The sequence below is a fragment of the Arundinibacter roseus genome (assembly GCF_004348825.1).
Lineage (GTDB): Bacteria > Bacteroidota > Bacteroidia > Cytophagales > Spirosomataceae > Arundinibacter > Arundinibacter roseus.
This window is the reverse complement of the sequence record NZ_SMJU01000005.1, coordinates 23,100-36,504: the sequence shown is the minus strand read 5'-3', so window position 1 is coordinate 36,504 and position 13,405 is coordinate 23,100. Positions and strand designations below refer to the sequence as shown.

At 48.9% G+C, this 13,405-nt stretch carries 5 protein-coding genes; 4 read left to right on the top strand and 1 reads right to left on the bottom strand.

Annotated features, from left to right (window positions below; translation table 11 throughout):
* The first annotated feature begins 26 nt into the window (after window positions 1-26).
* Both ruvA and sov read left to right on the top strand, forming a co-directional pair.
* Window positions 27-620: a Holliday junction branch migration protein RuvA gene (ruvA, locus tag EZE20_RS08525; RefSeq protein ID WP_132116540.1), complete on the top strand. Its 594-nt coding sequence runs from the start codon at window positions 27-29 to the stop codon at window positions 618-620.
* 113 nt (window positions 621-733) lie between these two features.
* Window positions 734-7,909: a T9SS outer membrane translocon Sov/SprA gene (gene sov / locus EZE20_RS08520; RefSeq protein ID WP_132116538.1), complete on the top strand. Its 7,176-nt coding sequence runs from the start codon at window positions 734-736 to the stop codon at window positions 7,907-7,909.
* Window positions 7,910-7,983: 74 nt separating this feature from the next.
* Here the strand turns inward: sov and EZE20_RS08515 are convergent, their stop codons facing one another.
* Window positions 7,984-11,475: a ThuA domain-containing protein gene (locus tag EZE20_RS08515; protein ID WP_228713645.1), complete on the bottom strand. Its 3,492-nt coding sequence runs from the start codon at window positions 11,473-11,475 to the stop codon at window positions 7,984-7,986.
* Between the two features lie 173 nt (window positions 11,476-11,648).
* Here EZE20_RS08515 and gcvH point away from each other — a divergent pair, with 173 nt between their 5' ends.
* Both gcvH and EZE20_RS08505 read left to right on the top strand, forming a co-directional pair.
* Entirely contained in the window at window positions 11,649-12,029 is a 381-nt protein-coding gene (gene gcvH / locus EZE20_RS08510) for a glycine cleavage system protein GcvH (RefSeq protein WP_132116536.1), read from the top strand.
* 60 nt (window positions 12,030-12,089) lie between these two features.
* Window positions 12,090-13,382: a dihydroorotase gene (locus EZE20_RS08505; protein ID WP_132116534.1), complete on the top strand. Its 1,293-nt coding sequence runs from the start codon at window positions 12,090-12,092 to the stop codon at window positions 13,380-13,382.
* Window positions 13,383-13,405 lie beyond the last annotated feature (23 nt).

Sequence of the window (13,405 nt, the reverse complement as noted above, 5' to 3'; positions counted from 1 at the left end):
TATATTACCAAAAAACTTATTCAAGCATGATTGCTTACGTGGAAGGGAAACTTGCCCAAAAAGACGCAGCCTACGCCATTATTGATGCCATGGGCGTGGGGTATGAGGTCCGGATTTCGCTGCAGACTTTTTCGGCTCTACCGGCACCGGGAGAAAAGTGCCGGGTGTATACCTATCTGAATATTCGGGAAGATGCCCACGTACTTTTTGGCTTTGCCGAACCCGATGAGAAGAAACTCTTTCTGGATCTTGTGGGGGTGTCGGGGGTGGGGCCCGCCACGGCTTTGGTCATGCTGTCGTCACTATCTTCCTCCGAAATTCGTCATGCCATCATGAACGAAGATTTGCGCGTGGTGCAATCCATCAAAGGTATTGGCCTGAAAACAGCTCAGCGGGTGATCCTCGAACTTAAAGATAAAATGAGAAAAGATTCCCTGACCTCGCCCGTCAGCTTTCTTTCAGGGGCGTCGTCGGGTGGACAGGCACGCGGGGAGGCGTTGGCCGCTTTGATTACGCTGGGAATACCTAAACCTGCCGCAGAGAAAAGCCTGGATACCATCATCAAGCGTGAGGGTGAAGGGCTTACGGTCGAACAACTCATCAAACTGGCACTTCGGTAGTTTTTTGGTTTATATTTTATAATTGAAGGAGAATATTGGCAAGGTTTTAGCCGTTTTGTGGATAGCGCATTGCAGGTTAGTACCGAACCCTCTTTAACCAAGTGTGATAGGCTTTGTCAGCAACGATTTACCAACTTCTTTTTCGAACGGCAACCATTTCCGCAGCAGCTTACTGGCTGGCAAGTGCGTCCGGTAGTTTTGTGCCTGCTCCCAAGCCGGCCAATGATACCTATTTGCCCATTTTAACCGATACCACCGGCACCGATACTCTGGGGAATGAGCTAAAAAAATCGGGCCAAAAGGCAATTATTCGCTGGCAGGACTACTACCAAAATCGTTTTTCAGAACCTCGACCCCGCTCATCCCTGTACCTGAAAGATCCTGCCAATATCAAAACTACCATTGAACTCGACAGCACCGGACGGGTAGTTGTAGAAGAAGACGTTACTACGCCCAAAGGCAAACTCGACTATCGACCTACCCAAAGTCTGGATCTGAATACCTACAACGAAATGCAGCGTAAACGTGCCTTTGAAACCCTGATGAGGGAATATTCGGCGCGGCTCGATGGAAAAAGTGCAATGGGTGGCCGAGGCCTGCTGCCTAAACTGGATTTGCCGCCAGCATTGGATAAGCTTTTTGGAGATAATTTCATGGACTTCAAGCCCAATGGTTTTGTGGCGCTGGACTTTGGAGTATTGCATCAATTCATCGATAATCCGGCCGTACCGGTGCGGCAAAGGCGGAATACGAGCTTTATCTTTAATGAGCAAATCAATATAAATTTTAATGCAAAAATGGGGGATCGGATGGGCTTCCTGACCAACTTCGATACCAAGGCAAGTTTCAATTTTGAAAATGCATTAAAGCTAAACTACAAAGCTCCCGAAGAAAGTTTGGTGCGCAAAATAGAAGCCGGAAACATCAGTTGGCCCATCAATAGTCAGTTGATTCCGGGGGTTCAAAATCTTTTTGGCTTAAAAACGGAGTTTCAGTTTGGACGTTTAAACGCTACGTTCGTCGCTTCACAACAGCGCTCCCGCAAAGAACGAATCGTGCTCAGAGGTGGAGCGCAAACCAAAGATTTTGAGATTCGGGCCGATAATTATGACGAAAATCGTCACTTTTTTCTCTCTCAGTATTTTAGAAATATTTATGAAAGTGGGCTAAAAACGTTACCCATGATTACTTCCGGAATCAATATTACCCGTCTGGAAGTGTATGTAACAAACCGTACTACCACAACCGAAACCCTGCGAAATCTGGCGGCCTTTGCCGATTTGGGCGAGCCCGGCCCTCACAATACGTCCAATCCTGCGCTTCAACCAATCAATCCCCGCCTGCCTGTCGATAATGAAACCAATGGTTTGTACCGAAGTCTGCGGGAAAATGAAGCTTTCCGGCAGGTAGACCGTACGTCGTTTGAGTTAAGTTCTACGCTGGGGTTGCAAAAAGCAGTGGATTTTGAATTGTTGCGCGGCGCCAAGCGATTGATGGATGAGCGGGAATATAAATTTAATCAGCAGTTGGGCTACATTTCGCTTACCGTACCGCTGCGAAACGATGAAGTACTGGCTGTCGCTTATGAATATACGTTGAATGGACGGGCGTATAAAGTAGGCGAGCTAACGGAAGATTATCAAAATCGAAAAGATGATGAAGTAATTGCCTTGAAATTGTTGAAATCCTCAACAATCCGAAATAATACCCAACTACCGATGTGGGACCTGATGATGAAGAACGTATATTCATTAGGTACCAATCAGATTGACCGACAGGGTTTTCAGCTAAGAGTTATTTATAAGGATGACTTAACAGGAATTGATAATCCCAATTTGCAGGAAGGACGCAGGCTGCAAAATCGCCCGCTGTTGCGCGTGATGGGTCTGGATCGCCTCAATCCTGTCAATGATTTACAGCCCGATGGAAATTTTGACTTCGTGGAGGGCATCACGATTGACACCAAAACGGGGCGAATATTTTTCCCCGTACTCGAACCTTTCGGCTCCAATCTGGCTAAAAACTTTGATCCGGATGAAGATTTGCTCAAAAATAAATATGTCTTTGACGAGCTATACAGTACTACCCAAATTGATGCGCAGCAGGTTTCGGAGCGAAATAAGTTTTTCCTGAAAGGTGCTTACCAATCGGCCGGAGGGACGGACGTGCAGCTGCCGTTTGGGGTGTCGGAAGAGTCGGTGACCGTAACGGCGGGAGGCGTGTCGCTCATGCCGGGACAGGATTTTATCGTAGAGGCGCAAATCGGGCGGGTGCGGTTGGTCAATCCGAGTGTATTGCTTTCAGGCCGGGAAATAGTCATCGAATTTGAGCGGCCCGATATGTTCAATAATCAAATCCGAACGCTTTTTGGTACAAGGCTCGACTATTTGGTAAATAATGATATCAGCCTGGGGATGACCGCCATGCGGCACCGTGAAACCCCGGCTGGCTTTTTGACTCGGGTAGCAATCGGCAACGAACCTACCAATAATACCATTGTGGGATTTGACGCCAATATTCGAAAAGATGCGCCATTCCTGACCAAATGGCTCGACAAATTACCGTTGATCCAAACCAAAGAACCTTCAAGCATTCAGTTCAAAGGGGAAGTTGCCCAACTTTTTCCGGGCGTAGCGCCCCGGGTCAACAACCGCTCGCTAGTGGACGACTTTGAGGCTACGCGCACGATTTATGATCTGACCCGACAGCCCACCCGCTGGCGTCTGGGAGCCACGCCGCAGCAGTTTCCACAGGGAACGCCCGATAATCCGCTGGAATTTGGCTACAAGCGCGGAAAGATTTCGGCGTACAGTGTTGACAATATCTTTGGATTTTCAGGCCTGGGTGCCGGTTTTGGAAACCTTCGCCCGCCGACAATTACGGATGAAGACCTTCAAAATTATTATGAACGATTATTTAATCCGATTGAACTCTTTCCCGGTCGGTCGGTGCCGCCGTTAAATTTACCTCAGAATATTCTGGATATTGCCTATTACCCCAAAGAGCGGGGAATGTATAATTACAATCCTGCGCTCGATGCCGACGGGCGGCTTCTCGACCCGCGCCGAAATTTTGGTGCTATTTCCCGAGCAGTAACGTCGGACATTGATTTTGACAATGCCAATATTGAAAACATTGAATTCTGGATGCTCGACCCGTTTATTGGGGGCGAAAATGGCGTCGTTCGTGATGGAATAGAGAATCGGAACAATACGACCGGAGGAAAACTTGTGTTTAACCTCGGAGATATTTCAGAAGATGTTGTCAAAGATGGACGCTTTAATTTTGAAAATGGCCTTCCTTTCGATAACCCGCAACCGGGCGTCAATGTAGACAGTACCGCCTGGGGGCGCGTAACCAAGCAGCAGTATTTAATCAATGCATTCAGCAACGAACCGGGTGCCCGCGAAAAGCAGGACGTAGGGCTGGATGGACTGAATAATGAAGACGAACGGCGGTATTTCAGAGAAACTTTTCTGGATCGCTTGCCCGCTAACCTTACAGCGGAAGCCCGCGAACGAATTTTGGCTGACCCTTCGGGCGATGATTTTCAGTTTTACCTTGGAGCGGAACTCGACGCCGACGACAAAAAAATCCTGGAACGTTATAAACAGTTTCTGGGCATGGAAAATAACTCGCCCGAAAGCACGACAAGTACCAATAACGTCACCCCGGCTGCAACCAATATTCCTGATTCTGAGGATTTGAACGTAGATAACACCATCAATGACAATGAAGCTTACTACGAATACGAGATTGATCTGAAACCGAATCGGCTGGATATTGGCCGTGGCTTTATTGTGGATAAAACCGTAGCCAATGGCGTCAATTGGTATTTGTTTCGGGTTCCGGTAAAAGAGTTTACCCGGAAAGTCGGACAAATCAATGGCTTTAAGTCCATCCGCTTTGTGCGGATGTACCTTACCGATTTTGAACAGCCCGTGGTGCTTCGGTTTGCCCAGCTGCACATGGTAGGGCAGCAATACCGCAAGTACCTGTCAGACCTTGATGCACCGGGCCTGCAGGAAGTTCCCGAGCCTTATGATGCCAAATTTACCGTCGGAACGGTTAGTATTGAGGAAAATAGTCAGGCTAATAATTCGGATAGAAAGTACGTATATGCCGTACCGCCGGGCTGGCAACGCGATCAGGATTTTACGCAGCCAACCACCAATTTTCAGCTCAACGAGCAGTCTATGAGTCTTTGCGTAACAGATTTGCGCGACGGAGATTCGCGGGCCGTATTTAAAAACGTAAACCTTGACCTGCAATTTCGTAAACGACTGCGCATGTACATTCACATGCAAAATGACGACAATGAAAGTGGTTTTGTGGCCGGCTTCATGCGCCTGGGAACGGACCTCACCCAAAACTACTACGAAATAGAAGTAGCGAACTTGCAGGCAACCCCCGAAAATGTAAGTCAGCCGGAGGTAGTTTGGCCGCAGGAAAATGAGATAAACGTTGCGTTTGAAGAACTGATACGGGCCAAAGCGGAGAGAAATCGGAGTGAAAACAACGCAATCAGTTTGCCTTATTCAGTGATGACCCGGGACGGACGTTATAAGATTACCGTAGTTGGAAATCCCGACCTGAGTTCTGTACGCGTGCTGATGATTGGCGTAAGAAATCCGAAGTCGCTGGACGAGCGCTCCAAAAGTTTTTGCCTGTGGGTGAATGAATTGCACGTAGAAGGATTTGACGAAACTGCCGGACAGGCGGCCGTGGGGCAACTGAACGCTAAATTGGCAGATTTTGCAACCGTAACGGCATCGGGTCGGATCGAAACCTTTGGCTTTGGTGGTGTACAGCAGCGCATCGGCGAGCGGGCGCGGGCCACAACGACGGAGTTCGGGATTTCATCGAATATTTCGCTGGATAAACTCCTGCCGCAGGAGTGGGGATTCAGTATTCCGCTCTATGTCAACTACGACAATCGCCGCATCAGCCCGCATTTTAATCCGCTGGACCCCGATACGCCGCTTTCTACGTCGCTTGAAAATCTGGATAATGCTGACGAACGTGAACAGTACCGGCGCCTGGTAGAGGATAATACCGTCAGGCGGGGAATAAATCTCTCGAATGTGCGGAAGACCAAGACAAAACCGGGGGCTAAAAGTCACTTCTATGATTTTGAAAATCTGGCCTTTACCTATGCTTTCAGCGATCTCAAACGCTCGAATATTCTCACGGATATTTATGCGCAACGGATGTATCGCGGAGGAATCGCCTACACCTTTACCTCACAACCCAAAGCTTTTGAGCCTTTCCGGAAGTGGGAAACGGACAGCCGGTATTTGAATTTTATCAAAGATTTTAATCTCACCTTACTTCCCAATACCGTATCGATTCGGACGGATGTAGACAGGAGTTATACCAAAACTCAGCTGCGAAACTCAGAGTTGACGACGGCGGGAATGGAGCCGTTTTTTGAAAAATATTTTTGGTTTAATCGCTACTACGACCTCAACTGGAACCTTACGCGCAATGTCGTTCTGAGTTATAATACCGTGGCAAATGCCATTGTGGATGAGCCAATGGGAGATATAAATACGCCCGAAAAGCAGGATACACTTTGGAGTAATTTTAAGAAACTGGGTCGAATCAAAAACTATGACCAACGGATTCGGCTAACTTACCGGCTGCCCCTCGACAAATTGCCGCTCACAGACTGGATGACCGCCGATTATAACCATACGATTGCCTATAATTTTCAGGCCAACGCCCTCGGCCTTGTCGATTCGCTGGGAATTCCGTTCGGAAATATCATCCGCAACAGCCGCGAGCGGGGCATTACGGGTCGGGTAGATTTTGTAGCGCTTTACAACAAACTCAAATACCTGAAATTTGCCAATTCGCCTTCGCAGCAAAAGAAAAATTTTGCCCGCAGCCCCGGCGATATTGAAGAGCTGCCGCCGCCGCCAAGCAAAGTGCTGAAAGATCTGACTCGGGTGCTGATGACCGTTCGGGGTATCAATGTGAGTTACACCATTTTGGAAACTACCGCTCTGCCGGGCTATTTGCCAACGCCCCGGTTCTTTGGGCTAGACAATGCCAATGCCCCCGGTTTGCCTTTTGTGCTAGGTAGTCAGGATCGAAATATTCATATAAAAGCCGCCAATAATGGGTGGCTGACGCCGAGTACGGTACAGAATCAGGCGTTTCAACAAACCATTCAGAAGAACTTTACGATGCGGACCACGCTGGAACCGTTCAAAGATTTCAGAATGCAGATTGAAGCCCGCCTGACCCGGCAGGATGCCTATCAGGAATTTTACCGTCCCGAAGATCCAAACGGACAGTTTGTCAGCCAAAGCCCGGTACGAAACGGGCAGTTTAGTATGTCATTTATGTCGTTCCGGACGGCATTTGCCAAAATTAACCGTGACAATACTTCGCCCGTTTTTGATCGTTTTCGAGACTATCGGGGGGTGTTGCGGCAGCGCCTCAACAGTGAAAATGGGAGCGGTGGCGAGTACAACGAGAATTCGCAGGATGTGCTGATTCCGGCGTTTTTTGCGGCTTACACCGGCAAAGATCCCGAAACTGTCAGAATTTCGCCCTTCCTCGGATTCCCAATGCCCAATTGGCGGGTTGATTATAACGGGCTGTCACAATTAAAACCATTTAAGAAAATTTTCAGCTCTTTCACGCTGACGCACAACTATATTTCTACGTATAGCGTCGGTAATTTCACTTCCTCACTCGACTACGAATCGCTGTTTGTGAACTTAGCCGTGATGGGCTATCCGTTGTCGTCCCGAACCAATTATCTGGGTCAATACGTGCCTGTGTTTGTAATGAGTACCGTAACCTTACAGGAAAAGTTTTCGCCTTTGATCGGGATTAATTTCCGTACCCAAAGCCGGATTACGGGCCGGATCGACTACAACCGCGATCGCTCCGTGGCGTTGAGTATGTCCAATACGCAGGTTGCCGAGCTGTTTAATCAGGACTTGACAATCAGCATTGGATTTACAAAAAATGATGTTCCGATTCCATTCAAAATCAATGGGGTTAAGAAGAAACTAAAAAATGATTTAACGGTTCAGATGGGACTTACCTTCCGGGACACGCGTGCAATTCAGCGAAAATTTGATGGACAAAATGTACCGATTGCCGGAAATATTAACTTTCAGCTGCGACCAACGGTCAACTATGTGGTGAGCAATCGTCTGAGTCTGCAATTTTACTTCGACCGTACCTTCAACGATCCGCTCGTTTCCAATTCTTTCTACCGCTCTACAACCGCCGGTGGCGTTCAGGTGAAGTTTAATTTGGCGGAATAATTTTTCCCGGTCATTAATTAGTTATACCCGTAAGGTTTTTAAAAACCTTACGGGTATAAATTGAAACAGCGCTATTACTCCAAAAACTCTATTCCCGACAAACTAATGATGTTATCATTGGGCTTGTCGCGCTTCACTACTACAAAATAGACATCATGTTTTCCCGTAGTTGGAGTAGTTACTTCGGCCTGTACAGAGCCTGATTTTCCGTCCGTTGGCGAGTAAGTCGTTCGGCTGATGACGGGTCCGGCCTGCGAATCGATTCGAACTTCAATTTCTCCGTTTTTCGATGAATTGTACGTATACTTAAAATTCCGAATGCCGGTAAGATCAATGTTTTTAAGCAAAATATACGACTTGTGATTTCCGCCACTCAGGCTATTTCCCCAGCGTGGAAAACCTACATGCGCATCGGCATAGACCGTCTGAACGTAGGAACTGCGTAGTGTTACCACGTCGGTAGCGGTGACCGGGCCGATGCCGTTAGCGCCCTGATCGGTGTAGGAAGCCTGAATGGTATAGCGTCCGCGCGGTTCATCAGCTTTGTGTTCGGTCAATGCCAGGCTTCCCTGCGCTGCTATGGGCACACGTTGTTTTGCCGGTTCCGCCAATGATAAAATGTACTTCACCATTTCGTTGGCATCCTGCGTTGAAATCTGTGGATGCGCACTCATGACGTGCTCGGTGCCCCACACGCCGCCTCCGCCTTTGATGATTTTGGCCGTCAGCAAGTCCAGCGCCTGCGTCTGTCCTTTGTAGCGTTGGGCTACTGCCAGCAGCGAAGGCCCCACCGAAACTTTATCTATCGTATGGCATGCTTTGCAGTCGCTTGCCTCCATCAGCGTGCTGCCTACGGCGGCAGTGGTGCCGCTTGCCGACGAAGCTATGGGCTGTGGATTATAGTTAAAATAGGCCTGGATTTTTTCTGAACCCATGGTGCCATCTTCTTTATCTTTGACCTTAACCTCGTATATGAAAGGTTTATTCTTCCAAAAAAACGACTTGTTGTTGGGCGATGAAATAACTACTTCAGGCTGTGCATTGCCCACCTTCACCACGATTGTATCCGTGCCTGTAAGTCCGGCTTTGTCGGTTACTTTCAAAACGGCCTGATAAACACCCGGTTTGGTGTACGTATGGGCAGCATTTGGTTGGGTGGAGCCTACGGTTTTGCCATCAAATAACCACTGATACTTTATTTCGTCATCATCGTCGAGGTCGGTGGTGCCCCGGCTGCCAAACATCACCCGCAGGGGTGCGGCGCCGATTACTTCTTTTTGGGTAGAAACATAGCGGTTTTCGGAGGTCAGAAAAACGCGTTTGGGTAGTTGGGCGGCTTCTACTGAATCGACAACAAATGCCTTTGCCAAAGGGGCCCGGTTTCCGGCATTGTATTCAATTTTAACCAGCCGGGCATCGTCGTTATCAGCGCCATACACCGAACCATATTCGAGCATATACATCACGCCATCTTTGCCAAATGCCTGATCAATCGGGCGGCGGAAATCGCCATTGGCAGTCATGAAGGGCTCGGCGCGGAGGAAATTTTCGTTTTCATCAAAGCGGAAAGCCATGACCCAATTCCGCATCCAATCGAAGGCAAAGAGCGTGCCGTCGTAAAATTCCGGGAATTTGCCCGGCGATGAAGAATTTTTATCATAGCTATAAAACTCACCGACCATCGCCGACCGTCCGCCAAGGCCCAGTTCGGGAAACTCCCGGGAAGCGGCGTAGGGATACCAGATCATCGCCGGAACGGCCGGGGGTAAGTTGGTTAGCCCGGTATTGTTGGGAGACGAGTTGACGGGAGCTTTCGGGTCAAAAGCCGGTCCGGCGGTTTCGGTTGCAAAATCCCATTTGACATACGGAATGCTGTTTCCCACAAAATAGGGCCAGCCAAAATTTCCGGCTTTTCTGGCCTGATTAAATTCATCGTAGCCGCGGGGGCCCTGAATGCTGTCTTTGCCGGCATCAGGCCCGATTTCTCCCCAATACAAAACGGACGTTTTTGGATTTACCGCAATTCGATACGGATTTCGCAAACCCATCGTATAAATCTCAGGCCGGGTTTTGGCCATTCCTTTTGGGAAAAGATTGCCGTCGGGAATGGTGTAGCTGCCGTCCGGCTGAGGGCGAATGCGCAGGATTTTGCCTTTCAGGTCGTTGGTGTTGGACGCTGAGCGCTGTGCATCAAGGCTGACATATTCTTTGCCGGGTCGCTCATCGAGCGGGGCGTAGCCGTTGGACGGAAACGGGCTGGAACTATCGCCGGTAGAAAGATACAAATTTCCCTCCTTGTCCCAGGCAAGCGAGCCGCCGTGGTGCGCGCCGCTATTGATTTGTACGGGTACTTGCAGGAGTATTTTTTCAGAAGCAAGATCCAGGGTATTATCTGCCCGAACGGTAAATCGGGAAAGATTGAAGAGAATAGGTTCTTCCTCGGTAGGGGGCGAATAGTAGAGGTAAATCCAGCTATTTTGGTTAAAATTCGGATCGAGGGTCACGCCAATGAGTCCGGTGCCTCCTTTGGTAGCTACGTCGAAGCGATGCACGACCGTATTCTGATGGGTGCGGGTGTTGTACATGTAAAGATTTGCCGTACGGAGCTCCGTATAAAACACCCGACCATCGTCGGCCACGGCCAGTTCCATCGGTGTGTTGAGGTCGTCTACCAAAATAGTTTTTACGAATCTGTTTTCTTCCGGCACACTTACGGCGTAAGCCTTGCTATAATCCAACGGCTTTCCATCGCCCATGGCGTACTGAATTCCCCCCAAAATATGTTTCAAAAATAACGGCTCATCGTAGCTGCTGTCCATGTGGCCGCCGCCGGTATAAAACGCTCGTCCTCCGTCAAACTCGTGGTACCACGCAATCGGGTGATTGGCACCGTTCGTACCGTTTTGATAGGATTCTTCGTCCAAAGAAGCCAGTACATTCAGGCCCGGATAAAAAGAACGGTAGCTGTACCATTCATCTTTTCGGGTCCAAAGGTCGGGGAGGTGAGCGGTTGCCGGATGCGTTTTGTCGGTCACTTCCACCGTTGCCGTGCGCTCGCCGGGATTGAGCGGATGATTGGCAAAATGCGCGCCCATAAGCTTGCCATACCAGGGCCATTCGTACTCCGTATCAGCCGCTGAGTGAATGCCCATATAGCCGCCACCTGCCTGAATGTAGCGTTCAAAAGCGGCCTGTTGCTCTGCGTTCAGAACATTTCCAGTGGTGCAGTTGAAGATAACCGCCCGGTAGTTGCGCAGACTATCGTCGGTAAAGTACGCAGCGTTTTTGGTCGTATCTACCCGAAATCCATGTTCCTGTCCGAGTTTTTGAATGGCGGCATTTCCGAACGGAATGGAGGTGTGTTTCCAGCCTTTGGTTTTGGAAAAAACCAGAACCCGTGCCGGAGAAACACTTGCTGCCTTTGTTAGTTGTGGGCTATTGCTGCCGGTAGGTTTTGGGGAAAGGCAGGAGTAAAGTCCGGCCATAAGCAGGACGGAGCAACCGATAGTTACCCACACCCGAAATGACAAGCTGCGGGTGTCAGGAAGGATCATGGAAAGATGCATGTCAGAAACCTGTTCTTTTTAGTTAAATACTACTTAGAATGCAATTATTTCTACAAACTACTATACATATCAAAAAAAAACAGCTGAAAATCCATTTGGAAATTCCCCCCTACATCCTGTAATTTGCAAAACAGAATTTAAAATAAACTTACCCGAACTTATCTATATACCTCATGCAATTTCCAGAAGAATTAAAATATACCGAAGATCACGAATGGATTCGTATTGAAGGCGATCTTGCCACGGTTGGAATCACGGATCATGCACAGCATGAACTCGGAGACATTGTGTATGTAGATGTCAATACAATAGGTGATTCGCTCGCAAAAAATGAAATTTTTGGTTCGGTTGAAGCCGTAAAAACTGTTTCTGATCTGTTTTTGCCAATCTCCGGAGAAGTACTCGAAATTAATCCTGCCCTCGACGCTGCGCCTGAGCTAGTCAATAGCGATCCGTATGGAGAAGGCTGGATGATTCGTTTGAAGGTTTCTGATCCTGGCGAACTTGAACATTTGATGAGCGCCGACGAATACAAACAGTTTGTGGGGGCCTAAGCAGGTATCCCTAAGCTCCGAAAGGAGCTTTTTTTATGAAGTAATTTTAAGCTACTACGAATGAACTTACTCCTACGCTCGGTACAGATTATAGATAAGGCCTCTCCCTGGAATGGTCAAATCAAGGATATTCGGGTGGAAGATAATCGAATTGCCGAAATCGGCGAAAATTTGTCTGCCGCCGGAATGGATGTGGTAGAAGGGAACAATTGCTGTATTTCGCCCGGTTGGCTCGACATGCGCGTAGCCTCGCGCGATCCCGGCTTTGAACACAAAGAAGACCTCGATTCGGTTCGGCAGGCCGCAATGCAGGGGGGCTTTACCGAAATCGTCCTCCTGCCCAATTCTCAACCTGTCGTTGATTCGAAGGATACGCTCAATTACGTCAGGCAGCGCCGCCGGCAAAGTCCGGTGTGTGTACATGTGGCCGCTGCGGTCACCAAACATGCCGCCGGGACGGATTTTACCGAGATGATCGACCTGCATACGGCCGGAGCCGTGGCGTTTACGGATGGAGATAATCCCATTCAGCATGCAGATATTTTTCTGAAAACACTGCTGTACCTGCGCCCGATGAATGCGCTGCTCATCAACCGTCCCGAAGACAAACAGTTGACGCTTTTTGGGCAAATGAACGAAGGCCTTACAAGTACGTTGCTTGGCTTGAAAGGAATGCCGCCTCTCGCCGAAGAAATGATGCTGACCCGCGACCTCAACCTGTTGAAGTACATCCTGGAACAAACAACCGAACCGGCCACTTTGCCACTGCTTCATATTTCACTCGTATCAACGGCCCGTTCTGTGGAGCTGATCCGTGAAGCTAAAAAACAGGGCCTGCCCGTAAGCTGTGAGGTGGCCGCGCATCAGCTGGTCTATCACGATGAGGCCTTGCTGACGTTTGATACAAATCTGAAAGTTAATCCGCCGTTCCGAAAAGTAGCTGATATTCAGGCGCTGCGTGATGGATTGGTCGATGGCACAATCGACTGCGTTGTGTCGGATCACTGCCCGCATGATGAGGAAAGCAAGAATCTGGAATTTGATCATGCCGAATTTGGAATCACCGGCCTGGAAACGGTCTTTGCGCTTCTGACTATGCACAGCGGACTGTCGGTAGAAAGCATTGTTGAAAAACTGACAAGCGAGCCGCGTCGCATTCTGCGCCTGCCTGCGCTTTCCATTGCCGAAGGGCAAACTGCCAATTTTACGTTTTTTGACCCTGCGAAGGAGTGGACGTACACCAAATCGGCATCCAAAGCAATCAACTCACCTTTTCTGGGAAAAACCCTGAAAGGCCACGTCTCCGGCGTACTCAATCAGGGCCACATCCGGTGGTTCGGACAGCCGTCCTGAGGCCTACTTTACGTCCCAACTAC